The sequence below is a fragment of the Paraburkholderia aspalathi genome (genome assembly GCF_900116445.1).
In the GTDB taxonomy this organism is placed as follows: domain Bacteria; phylum Pseudomonadota; class Gammaproteobacteria; order Burkholderiales; family Burkholderiaceae; genus Paraburkholderia; species Paraburkholderia aspalathi.
Genome location: NZ_FPBH01000003.1, coordinates 439,908 through 460,133 on the forward strand (window position 1 = coordinate 439,908; position 20,226 = coordinate 460,133).

Consider the following 20,226-nt stretch of genomic DNA (forward strand, 5'->3'; position numbering starts at 1 on the left):
AGCGACGCGGGCGTAGTCTCGCGTCGCGCCTCCTGTATGAGCCGCGCAAAACCTCAACGCTGCGCTGCTCGCTCAACCAATATGGCTGCGTTGCGCGGCGTACAACTCTCTGAACGTCCGGCCGACCGGCGCCGGCATATCCCGCGTGTTGGTCCAGCCCGCTCCACCCAGCGCCAACCTGGCAATCGAACGATTTCGCCCGCCCATTCTTTCAAGCACGCGAACCGCCAGCTTGGTGAAGAGCGCATAAGCGTCCGGGTGCAATGCGAGGAAGCCCCACACTGCGAACCCTGCCCGCTCGCGCCATGGTCGCAGATGCCGCTCGACCTGCTTCTCGCGCAGCTTGCGCAGCAGATCGGACAACGGAATGCCTACCGGACACACGCTGTTGCACTCGCCGCACAACGTCGCCGCCTGAGGCAGATCCAGTGCCTTGTCGATCCCGACGTAGCTCGGCGTCAGCACTGACCCCATCGGCCCCGGATAAACCCAGCCGTAGGCGTGACCGCCCACCTTCTGATACACCGGGCAGTGATTCATGCATGCGCCGCAACGGATACAGCGCAGCATGTCCTGGAAGTCGCCGCCGATCAGCCCCGTGCGCCCGCCGTCGACCAGCACCACGTACATATGCTCGGGGCCGTCCTGATCGCCGGCGCCGCGCGGCCCGGTCAGCACGGAGAAATAGTTGGACGTCGCCTGACCGGTTGCCGAGCGCGGCAGCAAACGCATTGCAGTCGCGAGATCTTCCAGCGTGGGCAACACCTTTTCGATGCCGGTCACCGCCACATGCACGCGTGGCATCACCGTGCACATGCCCTCGTTGCCCTCGTTCGTGACCAGCACAACCGAACCCGTCTCCGCCACCACGAAGTTGCCGCCGGTCACGCCCATGTCCGCGGTCATGAAGTGCGGACGCAGCATCTCGCGCGCTTCGCGGGTCATGTCGGTGATCTCGGTCAGACGCGGCCGGCCATGCGTCTTCGCGAACAGGTCGGCGATCTCGTCCTTATCCTTATGGACGACCGGCGCGATGATGTGGCTGGGCGGCTCGTTGTCGTTGATCTGGAGAATGTATTCGCCCAGATCGGTTTCGATCGATTGCACGCCCATCTGCCCGAGCACTTCGTTCAGGCGCATTTCCTCGGTGACCATCGACTTGGTCTTGATCACCTTCTTCACCTCGTGCCGGCGCGCAATATCGCCGACAAGGCGCGCGGCCTCCTGCGTCGTCTCGGCGAACAGGACCGTGACGCCGCGCCGGGTCGCTTCACGTTCGAAGGTTTCAAGCCAGACGTCGAGATTTTCCAGCGCGCGATTGCGGCGCTCCTTCAGCGCTGCGCGGGTGGCGGGGAAATCGATCGCGGTCATGGCCGCGGCGCGGGCGGACACGAACTTGGTCGACAGCTTGGTCAGGTTCTGCTGCAGACGCTGGTCGGCGAGTTTCTGGCCCGCACGGGCCTTGAAATGCATCGATTGGACTTGCATGGCGGCCTTGAGCGTATTCGAGTGAAAGCGCGAATGAAAAGCGCAAGTGAAATGCGCTGTTGAAATGCGCGAGCGAAAAGCGAATCAAATGAACGAGTGAAGCGCGCGAAATGGCGTGTACCGAATCAACTGCGCGTTCTGGATGCTGCGACGATCGTTACGCGTCGCCGGCCAGCACCTGGGCGATGTGCAGCACGCGTGTAGCGGTATCGCCGGTGCGTCGCAAGCGGCCTTCAATATTCAGCATGCAGCCGAGGTCGCCGAGCACCACCGTGCCGGCGCCGCTCGCGCCGATATTCGCGCATTTCTCATCGACGATTGCCGTGGAGATGTCGCCGTACTTGATCGCGAAGGTGCCGCCGAAGCCGCAGCAATGCTCGCAATCCTTCATTTCAGTCACCGCCACGCCCACCTGCGCCAGCAGCGCGCGCGGCTGCGTTTTGACACCCAGTTCGCGGAGCCCCGAACAGGAATCGTGGTACGTCACCTGGCCCGCGAACTCACCGGGTTGCAATTGCACCTTGGCCACGTTGACAAGGAAATCAGTCAACTCGAACACTTTGGCGCGCAAGCGGCCGAAGCGGTTCATCAACTCCGGATCGTCGGCAAACAGGTCGCCGTAATGCGCGCGGATCATCCCGCCGCACGAACCGGACGGCACCACGACATAGTCGAACTGTTCGAATTCACGCAGGGTTTTCTCGGCCAGATCGCGCGCGATGCGCCGCTCACCCGAGTTGTACGCGGGCTGCCCGCAACAGGTCTGCGCGAGCGGCACCACCACCTCGAAACCGGCGCCTTCGATCAGCTTGATGACCGAAAAACCGATTTCCGGACGCATCAGGTCGATCAGGCAGGTGACGAACAATCCGACTCGCATGAGCCCTCCTTCGGGAAAACGTCCCTGATTATCCGCTGTTTGCCGCACAATACCAACGGCCGGAAGGCATAAGACGAATGCCACGTTAAATTGGAATAGACGTTCCAACTGCTTTCCATCTTTTCACAATACGGGATACAATCAATTTCCGCTGTTTGACGCGTCAACCGATTCCTCCCCATGAGCGATACGAACCCGGATCCCAAAACTTCGATCCAGGTGATCGAACGCATGATGCGCTTGCTCGATGCACTCGCTGCGCATAGCGACCCGGTCAGCCTGAAAGAACTCGCCATCCGCACGGAGCTGCACCCGTCCACCGCGCACCGCATCCTGAACGACATGGTGATGTGCCGGCTGGTCGACCGGTCGGATCCCGGCACTTACCGCCTCGGTATGCGCCTGCTCGAACTGGGCAATCTGGTGAAGGCGCGGCTCTCGGTACGCGACGCGGCACTCACGCCGATGCGCGAACTGCACCGTCAAACCGGGCAGACCGTTAACCTGTCGGTGCGCCAGGGCGATGAGATCGTCTATATAGAACGCGCCTACTCCGAGCGCTCCGGCATGCAGGTGGTGCGGGCGATTGGCGGGCGGGCGCCGCTACATCTGACCTCGGTGGGCAAGCTCTTCCTCGCTGCGGACGAATCAACCCGCGTGCGCGCCTACGCCACGCGTACCGGACTGTCCGGCCACACGCAGAACAGCATCACCGATCTGACCAAGCTCGAACGTGAGTTGTCGCACGTGCGCCAGCAGGCCTGCGCGCGCGATAACGAAGAACTGGAACTGGGCGTGCGCTGCATCGCAGCGGGGATTTACGACGACACCGGCAAACTGGTTGCGGGCCTGTCGCTGTCGGCTCCGGCGGATCGCTTGCAGGACTCGTGGTTGGGGCAGCTCAGCCAAACGGCGCTGTTGATTTCCGCGTCGCTGGGTTATCGCCCTCAGACGCCGCAGGAGCATACGCATCCCCAGCACGCTTAAGCGGGCGGTCGCGCGCGTCCTCCGACGTAATAAAAAAGCCTCGCATCAGCGAGGCTTTTTTTCTGGCCGGTTCGAAAACCGGCCGCGAGATGATGCCAGGGCGGCTTCAGGTACCCGAGCCGCCAGCATCCGCGCTGGTGATGCGCGGCTGATCGCCACCGTTGTCGAGCCACGTGCGCAGACGCGTCGCATCCGCAAAGCGCGAGTACTTACCCGACGAATCGAGCAGCACGATGATCATCGGACGGCCGTGAATGGTCGCCTGCATCACGAGGCACTCGCCCGCTTCGTTGATGAACCCGGTCTTTTGCAGACCGATGTCCCACGTCGGGTTACGCACCAGTGCATTCGTGCTGTTGTACGCCAGCGAACGCTTGCCGGTGTACACCTCGTAGCTGTGGTCGGTCGAGAACTTGCGGATCATCGGATACTGATACGCCGCGTTGACCATCTTCACGAGGTCGCGCGCGCTCGAAACGTTCTGGCTCGTCAAACCCGTGGGGTTTTCAAAGTGCGTATCGGTCATGCCAAGTTGCTTGGCCTTCGCGTTCATTGCCGCGAGGAACGCCGGACGGCCGCCCGGGAAGTAGCGCGACAGCGCGGCGGCGGCACGGTTTTCCGAGGCCATCAGCGCGATGTGCAGCATGTCTTCACGCGAGAGCACCGAGCCCACCGACAGACGCGAGCCGGTGTTCTTCTCGTAATCGCGGTCTTCGTCAGTGACTTCGATCTGGTCGGTCATCGGCTCTTTCGAGTCGAGCACCACCATCGAGGTCATCAGCTTGGTGATCGACGCGATCGGCACCACGGCGCGCGAATTCTTGTCGAACAGCGATTCGCCGGTGTTCTGATCGATTACGTAGGCAACGCTCGAACGCAGCATCAGCGCGTCCGGCGTGTCGTGCAGACCGAAAGCCTGGCCGACGGTAGGCGGACGCGGTTCGTACGCGACGCGGCGCATCACCGAGTGGTGACGACCGTTCGACGAGTACGTCACGCGCTTGCGCTTGACGCTCGCGCGCGGCGCGTCGTCATCTGCAGCGGCCACGGTCTTCGCAGCGGCGCCTTTGGCGGCCTTCTTGCTCGACACTTTGTCAGCCGGGGCCGCGGCGGGCTTTTTGGCCGCTTTCGCGTGTTTGGAGGTTTTTGCCGTGGTGGCGGGCGTGGCGGCAAAAGTGCTGACAGGCGTAGCGAACGCCGCTGCGATGACCATGGAGACGGCCACCGACAGAGCGGTGCTGCGAGCCGCGCCGTGGATCACTTTTAGCGACGAAAACATGTCGGTTTTCATGGGTGTTCAGTAGGGAGCGGCAAGAGGTTTCCGCAAGTGTAGTAAAACAACGAAAAATTAGCAATTTGAAGCACTTATACGCGCTCCTTAAACCGGCTTGTAAGCTCCGATCGCAAAAACACAAATAAGTGCCACGTTCCGATCGAAAAAAACGATCGCCAACGCGCTTCACCTCGCCTTTGCCGCCAAATGCCGGAATCGTACCGATTCTTTCAGCATAACGGCAATTTCGAGACAACCTTGATCAGGGGAAATACGGTCAGAGCGCAGGCACGTAAAGCCTTGCCGGCACGCCGGGACATCGAGCGAGTCCTGCCGCAGGCTGTTAAACACCTGCTGGAGACCGCCAACGCGCATTCGACCGGCATAGAGCATTAACGTTCCGTGACACTTTCTGGTTTACATCGGGAAGGGCAATCGACGGGTTTTTTGTCAAACGCCGATTTGCCATTCCACCCGCACCGGGTCGCATCGCGCGGTCAAAATCCCTCCTGAAATCGGTAACAAATGCAGATTTATTCTGCACCAGAGCGGTGCGACGGACAAATCAACCTGCGTCAAACGAATGTCATGCCCACCGCATAAGGTATTGTTTTATCAGTAATTTCTTAATATTGTGCGACGCACAAAAAACACTTGACATTCGTTAACACCATCCTAAAATGGGAACCATTGCTGCGATGCACAAAACATCGCGGTCCGGGGAGACGATCTGAGAGCGTCTCGCCACCAACCCAATGCGGTCCGCACAGACAGACCGCGATCCAGGAGCGTAAACCATGACTCTGCTGACCCCTGAGCAATTCGCTGCAGCCCAGAAAGCCAACTTTGAAACGCTGTTCGGCCTGACGACCAAAGCATTTGAAGGCGTCGAAAAGCTGGTTGAACTGAACCTGCAAGTCGTGAAATCGACGCTCGCGGAAAGCCAGGAAAATGCCCAACGCGCCCTGTCGGTAAAGGACGCGCAGGAACTGCTGGCACTGCAAGCTAGCCTCGCACAGCCGGTGGCTGAAAAGGCGCTGTCGTACGGCCGTCACGTGTATGAGATCGTTTCGGCAACGCAAGGTGAGTTCACCCGCGTCGCAGAAGCCCAATTCGAAGAGCAAAACCGCAAGGTCCAGTCGCTCGTCGAAAACGTTGCGAAGAATGCCCCGGCCGGTTCGGAAACCGCTGTCGCCGTGCTGAAGTCGGCAATCACCGCCGCCAACACCACGTACGAAACGGTCCACAAGGCAACCAAGCAAGCTGTCGAAATCGCTGAAAGCAACTTCAATGCAGCCGCAACGGCCGCATCGAAGGCAGCATCGCAAGCCGCTGCACAAGCATCGCGCTCGGCAAAGAAGGCAGTCTAAGTTTCAAGCCGCACATCACGCCGGCCCCGCCTCATGGCAGGGCCGGCGCGATTGCAGCAACAACATGCAAGCAACTGCGTCGTGCCGTTGCCGCTCACACGGTTTCATCTGGCCGAACGCTCCGATACGTTGAATGACGTATCGTTTGCCCGGCGAAAGGCCGGGATTTTTTTTCCCGCTGCCTGAGATGCGCGGCGCATGTTACATGCGTCGCTTCGCGATAAACGCTCTACGCTGCTTGCTGCACAAAAAAACGGCGCGCCCCTTGCGGGGCGCGCCGTTTTTTTTGCCTCTACTTTTTCGACCCCGCCTGTCTGCATGCAGGCGGGGTCAGCAGCATTACTTCTTTTTCTGCGGCGGCAAGTCAGTGCAGACGCCTTCGTACAACTCGGCGGCCATACCGATCGACTCGCCAAGCGTCGGGTGCGGATGAATCGTCTTACCAATATCCGTTGCGTCCGCTCCCATCTCGACTGCGAGGCACACTTCGCTGATCAGGTCGCCGGCGTTCAAACCGACAATCCCGCCGCCGATCACGCGATGCGTTTCTTCGTCGAACAGCAGCTTGGTGACGCCTTCGTCACGGCCGTTGGCGATAGCGCGGCCCGAGGCTGCCCACGGGAACACCGCCTTGCCGTACTTGATGCCCTCGGCCTTCAGCTGATCTTCCGTCTTGCCGGCCCACGCCACTTCCGGATCGGTGTAGGCCACTGACGGAATCTGCAGTGCATCGAAGTACGCCTTCTCGCCATGAGCGACTTCCGCAGCGACGTGAGCTTCATGCACGGCTTTGTGCGCGAGCATCGGCTGACCGACGATATCGCCGATAGCGAAGATATGCGGCACGTTGGTGCGCATCTGCTTGTCGACGTCGATGAAGCCGCGATCCGTCACGGCCACGCCTGCCTTGTCCGCCCCGATCTTCTTGCCATTCGGCGTACGGCCGACAGCGACCAGCACGAGGTCATAGCGTTGCGCTTCGGCCGGGGCCTTTTCGCCTTCGAACGACACGTAGATGCCGTCGTCTTTCGCTTCCGCCGCGGTGGTTTTGGTCTTCAGCATGACGTTGGCAAAACGCTTGCTGTTGTACTTCTCCCAGACCTTGACCAGATCGCGGTCCGCGCCGGCCATCAGGCCGTCGAGCATTTCGACCACATCGATCTTGGCGCCGAGCGTGGCGTAGACCGTTGCCATTTCCAGGCCGATGATGCCGCCGCCGATCACCAGCATGCGTTGCGGAATCTGACGCAACTCCAACGCGCCGGTCGAATCGACCACACGCGGATCTTCCGGAATGAACGGCAGCTTCACCGCTTCCGAGCCTGCGGCGATGATGGCCTGCTTGAACTTGACGACCTTCTTGCCGCCGTCCGTCACGATTTCCATGTGATATGGATCGACGAACGAGCCGGTACCCGTCACGACTTCGACCTTGCGCATCTTGGCCATGCCGGCGAGACCGCCGGTGAGCTTCTTGACGACGCCCGACTTGAAGTCGCGCAGCTTGTCGAGATCGATTTGCGGCTTGCCGAACGTGATGCCATGCGAGCCGAGCGCTTCCGCTTCATCGATAACAAGGGCCGTGTGCAACAGCGCCTTCGACGGGATACAACCGACGTTCAGACAGACGCCGCCGAGCGTGGAATAACGTTCGACGAGCACCGTCTTCATGCCGAGATCGGCCGAGCGGAACGCAGCCGAGTAACCGCCGGGGCCCGAACCAAGCACGAGCATGTCGCACTCGATATCCGCGCTGCCGGAGAAGCTACCGGCTTGCGGCGCGGGCGCTGCCGCTTTGGACGCAGGCGCCGGCGCCGGTGCAGGCGCTGCTGCCGGAGCTGGCGCTTTCTCAGGCGCCTTAGCCGGTGCTGCGTCTGCGGACGTTTCGACTAGCGCGATGACTGTACCTTGCGAGACTTTGTCGCCGGCCTTGATGCGTACTTCCTTGACGGTGCCGGCGGTGTCGCTTGGCACTTCGATGGAGGCCTTATCGGACTCGAGCGTCATCAGCGCCTGCTCGTTCTCGATGACATCACCCGGTTTGATATTGACTTCGACGACATCGACGTCCTTGAAGTCACCGATATCCGGCACTTTTACTTCGACGAGACTCATAGTGTCCCCTTCTCTTATTGATCGTGATGATGAAGCAGCGCGAACGGAACCATGCAGTCTAAAAACAGCGCAAAAACTGGCAGCGAGCTGGACAGAAACATCCTTTGCCGTCCGCCCAAGGACGCGCCTTTCTTTTGCTTACTTTTCTTTGGAAGACAAAGAAAAGTAAGTGCCGCCCCGCACAGGGGCGACGCTAATAGACCGACACGAAAACAAGTTCAACGAGAGACGTGGATTACCAACAAACCCCACGCTCCCGGCGCTACAGCGACGTCACTCGATCAAAGAATCACACGCCGAAAATCGGCAAGAATCGCACCCAGATACGCATTGAACCGCGCCGCCGCAGCACCATCAATCACCCGATGGTCATACGACAACGACAGCGGCAGAATCAGACGCGGCACAAACTGCTTGCCATCCCAAACCGGCTTCATCGCGCCACGCGACAAGCCGAGAATAGCGACTTCCGGCGCATTGATAATCGGCGTGAAGTTAGTCCCGCCAATCCCACCCAGCGAAGAAATCGAGAAGCAGCCGCCTTGCATCTGATCCGGCTTCAGCTTGCCGTCACGCGCAGCCTTCGACAGCTCGGTCATTTCCTTCGCGATATCGATCAAGCCCTTCTTGTCCGCGTCGCGAATCACCGGAACGACCAGGCCGTTCGGCGTATCAGCAGCAAACCCAATGTGGTAGTACTGCTTGAACACCAGGTTGTCGCCGTCGAGGCTCGCATTGAACGTCGGGAATTGCTTCAAGGCAGCAACCACCGCCTTGATCACGAACGCCAGCATCGTGAACTTCACGCCGGCCTTTTCGTTTTCCTTGTTCAACTGCACGCGCAGCGCTTCGAGATCGGTGATATCCGCTTCGTCGTTATTCGTGACGTGCGGAATCATGACCCAGTTGCGATGCAGGTTCGCGCCCGAGATCTTCTTGATGCGCGACAACGGCTTCGGATCGACCGGGCCGAACTTGGTGAAGTCGACCTTCGGCCACGGCAGCAGATTCAATTCGCCGCCACCCGCAGCAGACGGCGCAGCAGCGCCTGCCGGTGCAGCACGCTGACCCGTCATCACACCCTTGATGAAGCCGGTCACATCCGCTTGCGTAATACGGCCCTTCGGACCCGTGCCCTGTACCTGCGTCACGTCGACACCGAGTTCGCGCGCGAACTTGCGCACGGACGGCGAAGCGTGGCTCGCGCGGCGAGCACCACCCTCGCCAGCTTGAATCAGCGGCGCTTGTGCAAGCGCAGACGGCGAAGCCGGCGCAGGCGAAGGAGCAACCGGCGCATCCGACGGCTTCTCGAGCGCTTCCTGCTTCGCCGCAGGTGCGGCAGCCGCAGCCGGCGCAGCCGCGCCATCCGCTTCCAGCACGACGATGACCGAGCCTTCCGACACGGTATCGCCGACCTTGACCTTCAGTTCCTTGACGACACCGGCGGCCGAGCTCGGCACGTCCATGGTCGCCTTGTCGGATTCGAGCGTCACCAGCGACTGCTCTTTCTCGACGCGATCGCCGACCTTCACCGAGACTTCGATCACGGGAATGTCTTTGTAGTCGCCGATATCCGGCACTTTGACTTCCTGCAGGCCACCGCCGGCAGCAGCGGGTGCGGCAGCCGGGGCAGGCGCAGCAGCCGGAGCCGGTGCAGCAGCAGGCGCCGGAGCCGGTGCGGCAGCCGCCGCGCCCGCGCCTTCCAGCACGACGATCAGCGAGCCTTCCGACACGTTATCGCCAACCTTGACCTTCACTTCCTTGACGACGCCGGCAGCCGAGCTCGGCACGTCCATGGTCGCCTTGTCGGACTCCAGCGTAACGAGCGATTGCTCTTTCTCGACGGTGTCACCCGCCTTCACCAGCACCTCGATCACAGGAATGTCCTTGTAATCGCCGATGTCCGGCACCTTGACTTCGATCGCTTGACTCATTGTTAGTGTCTCCTGGGCCGCGCACGCCGCCCGCTCCTGTCGATCAGGAGCAGGCGCGCACGCCGTGGCACACGGGGAATGATGCCTTAGACGGTCATCGGGTTGGGTTTGGCGGGATCAAGGTTGTACTTCTTGAGCGCCTCGGCGACGACCTTGCGTTCGATCGTGCCTTCATCTGCCAGTGCATTCAACGCGGCAACCGTGACCCAGTAGCGGTCGACTTCGAAGAAGTGACGCAGCTTTTCGCGCGTGTCCGAACGGCCGTAGCCATCCGTGCCCAGCACGACGAACTTCTGCGGCACGAACGCGCGGATCTGCTCGGTCAGCGCGCGCACGTAGTCGGTCGAAGCGATGACCGGACCTTGTGCGTCCTTCAGCAGCTTCTCGACGTGCGAGACCTTCTTCTCTTCCGTCGGATGCAGCAGGTTCCAGCGCTGCACTTCGTGACCTTCGCGAGCGAGTTCGGTGAAGCTCGGCACGCTCCACAGGTCAGCAGCGACGCCCCAGTCGTTCTTCAGCAGATCCGCAGCGGCGATCACTTCGTTGAAGATCGTGCCTGCGCCCATCAGCTGAACGCGCGGTGCCTTCTTATCGGCATCGGCCTTCCTGAACGAGTACATACCCTTGATGATGTCGGCCGCTACAGCATCGCCCTGCGGAATCGCCGGGTGCTCGTAGTTCTCGTTCATCACCGTGATGTAGTAGTACACGTCTTCCTGGTCAGCAACCATGCGACGCAGACCATCCTGCATGATGACCGCGAGTTCATAACCGAACGTCGGGTCGTAGCTGATGCAGTTCGGCACCGAGGCCGCCCACAGCAGCGAGTGGCCGTCTTCGTGCTGCAGACCTTCGCCGTTCAGCGTCGTGCGGCCAGCGGTGCCGCCCAGCAGGAAGCCGCGCGAACGCATGTCGCCCGCCGCCCATGCCAGGTCGCCGATACGCTGGAAGCCGAACATCGAGTAGAAGATGTAGAACGGGATCATGATCTCGCCGTGCGTCGAGTACGACGTCGCGGCTGCGATCCAGTCACACATACCGCCGGCTTCGTTGATCCCTTCCTGCAGGATCTGGCCGGTTTCCGATTCGCGGTAGAACATCAGCTGGTCGGAATCTTCCGGCACGTACTTCTGGCCTTCCTGATTCCAGATACCGATCTGACGGAACAGGCCTTCCATACCGAAGGTACGCGACTCGTCCGGCACGATCGGCACGATGCGCTTACCGAGCGCCTTGTCTTTCAGCAGGATGTTCAGGATCCGCACGAACGCCATCGTCGTGGAGATCTCGCGGCCTTCGCCCGTGCCCTTCAGCAGCGGCTCGAACGCGTCGAGCGCCGGCACCGGCAGCGACTCGGCCTTCTGACGACGCGCCGGCAGATAGCCGCCGAGGTCCTGACGGCGAGCGCGCATGTACTCGAGTTCTTTCGAACCTTCTTCGAACTTGAGGTACGGCACGTTGACGAGGTCTTCGTCGGGAATCGGCAGACGGAACTGATCGCGGAATTTCTTCAGCTGATCGACGTGCAGCTTCTTCTGCTGGTGGGTGATGTTCATCGCCTGGCCGGCTTCGCCCATGCCGTAGCCCTTGATCGTCTTCGCGAGGATGACGGTCGGCTGGCCCTGCGAGTTCGAAGCTTCCGAGAACGCTGCGTAGATCTTGTGCGGATCGTGGCCGCCGCGGTTCAGGTTCCAGATTTCTTCGTCGGACCACTCGGCAACCAGCGCCTTCAGTTCAGGCGTATTGAAGAAGTGTTCGCGAACATACGCGCCCGACTCCGACTTGTACGTCTGATATTCGCCGTCGACGACTTCCATCATCCGGCGCATCAGCGCGCCCGACTTGTCGCGTTGGAACAGCGCATCCCAGCGGCTGCCCCAGACGACCTTGATGACGTTCCAGCCGGCGCCGCGGAATTCGCTTTCGAGTTCCTGGATGATCTTGCCGTTACCGCGCACCGGACCGTCGAGGCGCTGCAGGTTGCAGTTGATCACGAACACGAGGTTGTCGAGGCGTTCGCGACCGGCCATGCCGATTGCGCCGAGCGATTCCGGTTCATCCGTTTCGCCGTCGCCGAGGAAGGCCCAGACCTTGCGGCCTTCGGTCTTCGCAATGCCGCGCGCCTGCAGGTACTTCATGAAGCGCGCCTGATAGATCGCCATGATCGGGCCAAGGCCCATCGAGACGGTCGGGAATTGCCAGAAGTCCGGCATCAGCCACGGGTGCGGGTACGACGAGATGCCCTCGCCGCCCACTTCCTGACGGAAGTTGTCGAGCTGGTTCTCGGTCAGACGGCCGAGCAGGAACGCGCGCGAGTAGACACCCGGCGACGAATGGCCCTGCACGAACACGAGGTCGCCGCCGTGTTCAGCCGACGGTGCGTGCCAGAAATGGTTGTAGCCGACGTCGTACAGCGTGGCAGCCGACGCGAACGAAGCGATGTGACCGCCGACGTTCGTGTCCTTGCCCGCGCGCAGCACCATGGCGATGGCGTTCCAGCGCGTGTACGAGCGAATCCGGTGTTCGAGGTCCTGGTCGCCGGGAATCGGCGCCTGACGCGACACGGGAATCGTATTGATGTAGGGGGTGTTTGCAGAGAACGGGAGATGTTCGCCATGTACGCGGGCGAATTCGATCTGTTTCTCGATCAGGTAGTGAGCGCGATCGGGGCCCACAGCAGAAATCACGCCATCCAGCGCTTCCAGCCATTCGCCGGTTTCCTGGGGATCGTCGTCTTTTTCGGCAGCGACATATTTCATGACTTCGTCGGGTACAGCGGACATGCTCGTCTCCTGGATATAGAGGAACGCTCTTTGAACAGACGACGCGGACGAAGCACGGCCGCGGCAGCTTCGGCCGATTGTAAAAGGGGTCCCGACGTCTGCGCAACAAAAATTTCGAATCACGAGATCGAATCTCATAATGCGGAAAATTGTTGCGGCGCAACCTGATTTGACTGCCGATCGACCGATACGTCGGCTAGTTTGCGCCGAATAACGGTTCTTTCAGCGCTTTTTTGCGCCATTTGCTAGTGACTCGCTGCGCTACAATGCCACGCATGTTGACCGAACGGCTTTTCGCTCGCTCGGCGCGCACCGCTGGTTCGCCGGCGGATTCGACGCCGTCCTCCCGCTGGCACCACGGACCGTGGTGGTCGAACTCCTATTTGCTCACGCCGCTGCTGTCGATCCTGGTTTTCCTGGTCGTCATGAGCCTGATTCTGTGGAGCCTGAACCGGCGCGAACAGCAGCAGCAGGAAGACACGCTCTATCGCAACGTCGCGTGGGCGCAGCAGCAGATCCGCCTGTCCATGACGGGCGCGCAGGAACAGATTCAGGCCCTCGCCCGCGATCTCGTCGCCGGCCACGCCGATCCGCATTCATTCCAGGTGTCCACCACGGACATCATGCAGGGGCATCCCGAGATCCTCTACATGAACTGGTACACGAGCCTGCAGCAACCCCGCTGGCCCAATACCGCACTCCCCGTGTTCGGCCAGCGTCTTGCCAAGCCGAACGACGCGCAGATGGACGAGGCCGTCAAAGCCGCCTTCAACGAGGCGCGCAATACGCGCCGCCAGGTGTACTCACCGCTGATCTACGACGACCTCGGCAACGGCTACATCACGCTGCAGACGCCGGTCTACCGCGACCGTGACTTCCTCGGCACGATTGCCGCGGTGTTCTCGGTGGAAGGCATCCTGAAACACGACATTCCGCCCGAGTTGTCGGCGAAATACAAAATCTCGATCATCGACGTGAACAACCGCGAGTTGACCACCACGTCGACCCGCCCGCGCCTGCCGCGCGACATGTTCTACGATCTGCCGCTCGACCCGCCGGGCCAGGGCGTCTCGGTACGCGTCTACGCGTTCCCGCAGATGACCAACTTCACCAACAACACACTGGTATGGCTGGTGGCCGGCCTGTCGTGCTTCGTGTTGTGGAGTCTGTGGAGCTTGTGGAAGCACACGCGGCAACGTTTCGAGGCGCAGCAGGCGCTCTACGCCGAAGCGTTCTTTCGCCGCGCAATGGAAAACTCGGTGCTGATCGGTATGCGCGTGCTCGACATGCACGGCCGTATCACTCACGTCAATCCGGCCTTCTGCCGCATGACCGGTTGGGACGAAAGCGATCTGGTCGGCAAGAACGCGCCGTTCGCTTACTGGCCGCGCGACGCCTACCCTGAAATGCAACGTCAGCTCGACATGACGCTGCGCGGCAAAGCACCCTCTTCGGGCTTCGAATTGCGGGTGCGCCGCAAGGACGGATCGCTCTTCCATGCGCGCCTCTATGTGTCGCCGCTGATCGACAGTTCGGGCCGCCAGACCGGCTGGATGTCGTCGATGACCGACATTACCGAACCGAAGCGCGCGCGCGAGGAGCTCGCCGCAGCACACGAACGCTTCACAACCGTCCTCGAAAGTCTTGACGCCGCCGTCTCCGTGCTGGCCGCCGACGAAGCCGAGCTACTGTTCGCTAACCGCTACTACCGGCATCTCTTCGGCATTCGCCCGGACGGCCATCTGGAATTGGCGGGCGGCGGGTTCGATAGCGCACAGGCGTCGTCTGATTCGATCGATATGGTGGATGCATACGCGGGTCTGCCGGCCGCCGCATTGACCGAAAGCACCGCCGACGCGCAGGAAGTCTACGTGCAAAGCATTCAGAAATGGTTCGAAGTGCGCCGCCAGTACATCCAATGGGTGGACGGCCACCTCGCGCAGATGCAGATCGCGACCGACATCACCACCCGCAAGCAGGCTCAGGAACTCTCGCGTCAGCAGGACGAGAAGCTGCAGTTCACCAGCCGCCTGATGACGATGGGTGAAATGGCCTCCTCGCTCGCGCACGAACTGAATCAGCCGCTCGCCGCGATCAATAACTATTGCTCTGGAACCGTGGCACTGGTTAAATCCGGTCGAACGACGCCTGACAATCTTCTGCCCGTGCTCGAGAAAACCGCCCAACAGGCAGTGCGGGCTGGCATGATCATCAAGCGCATTCGCGAGTTCGTGAAACGCAGCGAGCCGAAACGCCAGGCTACGCGCGTGGCCGATATCGTCGCCGATGCCGTGGGTCTCGCCGAACTCGAAGCGCGCAAGCGCAAGATTCGCATCGTGACCGATCTGCGCTCGCGCCTGCCGGTGATTTACGTCGACCCGGTGCTGATCGAGCAGGTGTTGGTGAACCTGCTGAAGAACGGCGTCGAGGCCATGCACGATGCGCGTCCGAATGCGGTCGACCCGGTGATTCGCGTCGTCGTGCGGCTGGAGAGCGGGTTTGTCTGCATCAGCGTCGTCGATCAGGGACCGGGTGTCGACGAAGCGACAGCCGAGCGTCTGTTTGAACCGTTTTACAGCACCAAGTCCGATGGTATGGGCATGGGGCTGAACATTTGCCGTTCGATTATCGAATCGCACCGCGGCCGTCTGTGGGTGGTTAACAACGTCGAATCTGACGGCCACATCACAGGCGCCACGTTCCATTGCAGTCTGCCCATTGGAGAGCCTGACGGCCCGAGCAACGGCGGGTCAGAGGCGCCGAAACCACAAACCGTTACGGGAGAGATATGAACAGCCCAGTCACCACACAGGAAACGGTATTTGTTGTCGACGACGACGAGGCCGTGCGAGATTCGCTGCGCTGGCTGCTGGAGGCGAACGGCTACCGCGTGCAATGCTTCTCCAGCGCCGAGCAGTTCATCGACGCATGGCAGCCGCATACGCATCCGGGCCAGATCGCGTGTCTGATTCTCGATGTGCGGATGTCCGGCATGAGCGGGCTCGAGTTGCAGGAACGCCTGATCGCCGACAACGCGTCGCTGCCGATCATCTTCGTGACGGGCCATGGCGACGTGCCGATGGCTGTGTCGACGATGAAAAAAGGCGCCATGGACTTCATCGAAAAACCTTTCGACGAAGCCGAACTGCGCAAGCTGGTCGAGCGCATGCTCGACAAGGCACGCAGCGAAAGCACCAGCGTGCAGCAGCAACGCGCAGCGGCCGAACGTCTCGGCAAGCTGACCGCGCGTGAACACCAGGTGCTTGAGCGCATCATCGCCGGCCGCCTGAACAAGCAGATCGCCGACGACCTCGGCATCAGCATCAAGACGGTTGAAGCGCACCGCGCGAACATCATGGAAAAGCTCAACGTCAACACGGTCGCCGATCTGCTGCGACTGGCGCTGTCGAACAAGCCGCAACCGGCGCAATAAACTTAACGACCGCGGCGCGGCCCGCGGCTCGTTACTGAGTTTCAACGGCCGGACTGTCGAAAAGTCCGGTCTGTTCCATTCTCCTTCCCCCTTCTCCCGCTTCGCTACAGCGATGCGCGGCATAGTTCGACGCGTGCGCATCCGCACCGCATTTTTATCCCGTAATCATTACGCATTACTCAGCAAACGCTTACGCTGCGCAGCAATAACTTCTTTCCTCCGACAAGATTGACAAGCTTCACTGCGCCCCTTAATTTATAAAGAACTCCTTAGCAGGAATCTTTGATGCCCGATGAACGCAGGACACATGTGCTGTCGTTGTCGTATGCGGCGTCGCCTTGCGGCTCAAATCAGTTGAAGCGATTCGACCGCATTGCTGAGGCATCAGTCTTATCGAACGGTTCAAGCGAAGCTGCGCCGACCTTTACTCGCTTTATTCGCTGCCTTCTCCATTCCATCGCGCGAAAGCAACGCAGCATGCGCTGCGCATCGATCTCGCGCGTCTAACGCAGCCGGGAGGATTTCATCGTGAAACGATCCGGAACACACCGTTCGCGTGTGTTGCTTGTGTGCGCCGCACTTGCGGGCGCACCATTCTTCGTCGGTCTGACCATGCCGAGCGCGGTCTATGCGCAAAGCGCCGCGAAGCTGTCGAACCAGCAACTCGATTCGCTGACTGCGCCCATCGCGCTTTATCCCGATGCACTGCTTGCGCAAGTGCTGATGGCCGCCACCTTCCCGCAAGACGTGCAGGCCGCAGCCGCGTGGTCGAAAGCAAACTCGAAGTTGCAAGGCGACGACGCCGTCAAAGCGGTCGCGTCGGAGCCCTGGGACCCGAGCGTGCAGTCACTCGTCGCCTTCCCGCAGGTCCTCGCAACGATGGCGTCGAAACCCGATTGGGTCGCGCAACTCGGCACGGCCTTTCTTGGCCAGTCGAATGACGTGATGGACTCCGTGCAACGCCTGCGCAAACAGGCGCAAGCAGCAGGCAATCTGAAGACGAGCTCGCAACAAAAGGTTGTGGTCGAGCAAAGCACGATTCAGATCGTGCCGGCCAATCCACAAGTGGTCTACGTGCCTACCTATAACCCGACTGTGGTCTACGGCACATGGCCCTATCCCGCCTACCCACCCGTGTATGTGCCACCGCCGCCCGGTTATGCAATCGCAAGCGGGTTGGCGGCCGGCCTCGCGTTCGGCGCCGGTGTCGCGGTTGCCAATTCGCTGTGGGGAGGCTTCAACTGGAACACGCACGACGTCAACATCAACGTGAACCACTACAACAACATCAATGTGAACAACCGGCTCAACGTGAATAGCAGCACGACGAACTGGAACCGCAACACCAACGTCAATCGCAACGTCAACAACGCGAACATCAACCGCAACGTCAATAACAATATCAGCGGCGCACAGCGTGATGCCTATCGCGGACGTGACGACGCCGCGCGTGCCCAGGCGCAGCAGACCTTGCAGAACCGAACCGGCCAGAACCTGAGCGGCAATGCGAGCCAACGCGTGCAAGGGATTCATCAGGGTGGCACGCAGAACGCCGATTTGGAGAACCGCGCGCAGAACGCCAATCGCGATAACGCGTTACGCGGCGCCGGCGACGGCAATGCCGCGCGCCAGGATACGCAGCGTGGCGAGGCGAGCCGCAACGCTGCCGCGAACCGTTCCGGCGGCGGCCTCGGCGCCAATGGCGGCGGTCAGCAACGCACGGGCGGCGGCCTCGGTGCAAACGGCGGCGGCGTCCAGCGCGGCGGTGGCGGCAACTTCGGCGGTGGTGGTGGCAGACTGGGCGGTGGCGGCGGCGGTGAGCGCCATCTCGGCCGCAACCGTTGAACGATCAAGAGGAGTTTCTGATGATTCGCTTATTCCCACGCGGCGCCTTGCGCGCCCACGTTCTGACACTCGCCGTCGCCCTTGGCACGACCGGCACCTTGCTGGTGGCGCCGGTACTTCTGCTTGGCACGACCGCCGCACACGCGCAGGCGGTCTATCCCACGGCCGACGACGCTGCCAATGCGTTCGTCGACGCCCTGGCCCGCAACGACGAAGGTGCACTCAAGCACGTACTCGGCAATGATTTTCATCGCTACATTCCTTCCGAAGGAATCGGCGAGGACGACATCTACCAGTTCCTCGGCGCATGGTCGAAGGGACATCAGATCATCGAGGACCCGGCGAAGAGCAAGGGTCGCGCAACCGCGCATCTGGCCGTCGGCGACAGTGGCTGGACCTTGCCGATTCCGCTCGTGCAGGCTGGCAAGGGTTGGCGTTTCGATCCGCCCGCCGCGCAGGACGAGATGCTGACGCGCCGCATCGGCCGCAACGAACACGCGGCGATCCTGACCTCGCTCGCCTATCTCGACGCGCAGAACGATTATCACAACCTGACCCAGCACTACGCACAGCGCTTCGTCAGTACGCAGGGCCAGCATGACGGCCTGTATTGGGCAACGGCGCCCGGCGAAACGGAAAGCCCGCTCGGACCGCTCGCCGCCACCATGCCCAACGGCACCCTGCCGAAAGAGGCGTACCACGGCTATCACTACCGGATCCTGACGGCGCAAGGTGCGCACGCGAAGGGGGGCGCGCAGAACTACGTCGAGAACGGCGTGCTGACCAAAGGGTTCGGTCTGGTCGCCTCGCCGGCCGAGTACGGCAAGACCGGCGTGATGAGCTTTATCGTCAATCAGGACGGTCAGGTCTATCAGAAGAACCTCGGGCCGCAATCCGCGCGTGCCGCGGCCGCCATTAAATCGTTCGACCCGGACGATAGCTGGCAGGCAGTGCAGGAGTAGCGGGAAAAGTCGCTCGACGATTGGAGGCATCGCGGATTCCGGCGCGCCGGCGCATCCGGAATCCGTACATGGCACGGCAAGCCGGGCCGGTATAATGACGGACTTTGCAGCGCTGCTTATCCCTGATTCGCGCCGCGCGCTTTTCATGTGCCGACCCGTTTCCGGTGAAAAGCGCCATCGCACGTGCCGCGCACGCGCGCCTGTGCCCTGCTCCGCTTTCCAAACCGCCCTTCTCGACCGACCATGACAGCCAAACTGATCGACGGCCTAGCCCTTTCCAAGACCCTGCGCGCCGACGTCGCCACGCGCGCCGCAGCCCTCACCGCCCGCGGGCATCAGCCGGGCCTCGCCGTGGTGCTGGTCGGCGACAATCCAGCCAGCGAAGTCTATGTGCGCAACAAGGTCAAGGCGTGCCATGACAACGGCCTCGGTTCGTCGTTCGACCGCTATCCGGCCGATCTGCCGGAAGCCGAGCTGCTGGCGCGCATCGACGAGCTGAATCGCGATCCGCGCATCCACGGCATTCTGGTGCAACTGCCGTTGCCGCCGCATATCGACGGCCACAAGGTGATCGAGGCGATCGCCCCGGAAAAGGACGTCGACGGTTTTCACGTCGCCAATGCCGGTGCGCTGATGACCGGCCGCCCGCTGTTCCGCCCGTGCACGCCCTACGGCGTGATGAAAATGCTGGCGGCCTACGAGATTCCGCTGCAAGGCGCGAACGCGGTGGTGATCGGCCGCTCGAACATCGTCGGCAAGCCGATGGCGCTGCTGCTGCTCGAAGCGGGCGCTACCGTGACGATCTGCCATAGCAAGACGCGTGATCTGGCTGCCCATACCCGCAACGCCGACGTGGTGGTCGCCGCGACGGGCCTGCGCAACATTCTCACGGCGGACATGGTGAAACCGGGGGCGGCCGTGATCGACGTCGGCATGAATCGCGACGAAGCCGGCAAGCTGTGCGGCGACGTCGATTTCGCGGGTGTCAAGGAAGTGGCCGGCTACATCACGCCGGTGCCGGGCGGCGTCGGTCCGATGACGATCACGATGCTGCTCGTCAACACGATCGAAGCCGCCGAGCGCGAAGCGGCGGCAAAGGCGTAAAGCTGAGGGTTCATGCCGGCGGAGTGATTTCGCCGGCGTTCAAACTGTCAAA

At 61.5% G+C, this 20,226-nt stretch carries 13 protein-coding genes; 7 read left to right on the forward strand and 6 right to left on the reverse strand.

The annotated features are described in order from the left end of the window. Positions 1–72 precede the first annotated feature (72 nt). Together BM438_RS06955 and BM438_RS06960 are read right to left on the reverse strand one after the other, a co-directional pair. Positions 73–1,488, reverse strand: a complete 1,416-nt coding sequence (locus BM438_RS06955) for a lactate utilization protein B (protein ID WP_093633560.1) — start codon at positions 1,486–1,488, stop codon at positions 73–75. A gap of 157 nt (positions 1,489–1,645) precedes the next feature. After that, positions 1,646–2,368, reverse strand: coding sequence for a (Fe-S)-binding protein (locus tag BM438_RS06960; RefSeq protein WP_093633561.1), 723 nt, complete (start codon positions 2,366–2,368; stop codon positions 1,646–1,648). 180 nt (positions 2,369–2,548) lie between these two features. Here BM438_RS06960 and BM438_RS06965 point away from each other — a divergent pair, with 180 nt between their 5' ends. Further along, complete coding sequence (locus BM438_RS06965) at positions 2,549–3,355, forward strand: IclR family transcriptional regulator (RefSeq protein WP_093633562.1); 807 nt, start codon at positions 2,549–2,551, stop codon at positions 3,353–3,355. A 106-nt stretch (positions 3,356–3,461) separates the two neighbouring features. Here the strand turns inward: BM438_RS06965 and pbpG are convergent, their stop codons facing one another. Continuing rightward, positions 3,462–4,646 (reverse strand): D-alanyl-D-alanine endopeptidase, encoded by a 1,185-nt coding sequence (gene pbpG / locus BM438_RS06970; RefSeq protein ID WP_093633563.1) that lies wholly within the window; start codon positions 4,644–4,646, stop codon positions 3,462–3,464. Between the two features lie 779 nt (positions 4,647–5,425). On the opposite strand from pbpG, the gene BM438_RS06980 reads away from it, so the two are divergent. Then, a complete protein-coding gene (locus tag BM438_RS06980) occupies positions 5,426–5,998 on the forward strand; it encodes a phasin family protein (protein WP_054038013.1) in 573 nt (190 codons plus the stop codon). A gap of 339 nt (positions 5,999–6,337) precedes the next feature. Here the strand turns inward: BM438_RS06980 and lpdA are convergent, their stop codons facing one another. The 3 genes from lpdA to aceE form a co-directional block, all read right to left on the reverse strand. Further along, a complete protein-coding gene (lpdA, locus tag BM438_RS06985; protein ID WP_093633565.1) occupies positions 6,338–8,113 on the reverse strand; it encodes a dihydrolipoyl dehydrogenase in 1,776 nt (591 codons plus the stop codon). A 281-nt stretch (positions 8,114–8,394) separates the two neighbouring features. After that, positions 8,395–10,047, reverse strand: coding sequence for a dihydrolipoyllysine-residue acetyltransferase (gene aceF, locus BM438_RS06990; protein WP_093633566.1), 1,653 nt, complete (start codon positions 10,045–10,047; stop codon positions 8,395–8,397). An 86-nt stretch (positions 10,048–10,133) separates the two neighbouring features. After that, on the reverse strand, positions 10,134–12,830 hold the full coding sequence (aceE, locus tag BM438_RS06995) for a pyruvate dehydrogenase (acetyl-transferring), homodimeric type (RefSeq protein ID WP_093633567.1): 2,697 nt from the start codon (positions 12,828–12,830) through the stop codon (positions 10,134–10,136). A 275-nt stretch (positions 12,831–13,105) separates the two neighbouring features. On the opposite strand from aceE, the gene fixL reads away from it, so the two are divergent. The 5 genes from fixL (at position 13,106) to folD (ending at position 20,174) form a co-directional block, all read left to right on the forward strand. Continuing rightward, positions 13,106–15,622 carry an oxygen sensor histidine kinase FixL gene (fixL, locus tag BM438_RS07000; protein ID WP_054038009.1) on the forward strand — a complete coding sequence of 839 codons (2,517 nt, stop codon included), beginning with the start codon at positions 13,106–13,108 and terminating at the stop codon, positions 15,620–15,622. After that, a complete protein-coding gene (gene fixJ / locus BM438_RS07005; RefSeq protein ID WP_011488992.1) occupies positions 15,619–16,263 on the forward strand; it encodes an oxygen response regulator transcription factor FixJ in 645 nt (214 codons plus the stop codon). The genes fixL and fixJ overlap by 4 nt, the downstream gene beginning before the upstream one ends. A gap of 528 nt (positions 16,264–16,791) precedes the next feature. Next, positions 16,792–18,108, forward strand: coding sequence for a DUF3300 domain-containing protein (locus BM438_RS07015; RefSeq protein ID WP_093633569.1), 1,317 nt, complete (start codon positions 16,792–16,794; stop codon positions 18,106–18,108). 20 nt (positions 18,109–18,128) lie between these two features. After that, positions 18,129–19,070, forward strand: coding sequence for a DUF2950 domain-containing protein (locus BM438_RS07020; RefSeq protein WP_093633570.1), 942 nt, complete (start codon positions 18,129–18,131; stop codon positions 19,068–19,070). Positions 19,071–19,313: 243 nt separating this feature from the next. Continuing rightward, the gene (gene folD, locus BM438_RS07025; protein ID WP_093633571.1) at positions 19,314–20,174 is read left to right on the forward strand and encodes a bifunctional methylenetetrahydrofolate dehydrogenase/methenyltetrahydrofolate cyclohydrolase FolD; all 861 of its coding nucleotides are present in this window, start codon (positions 19,314–19,316) and stop codon (positions 20,172–20,174) included. Positions 20,175–20,226: the final 52 nt, after the last annotated feature.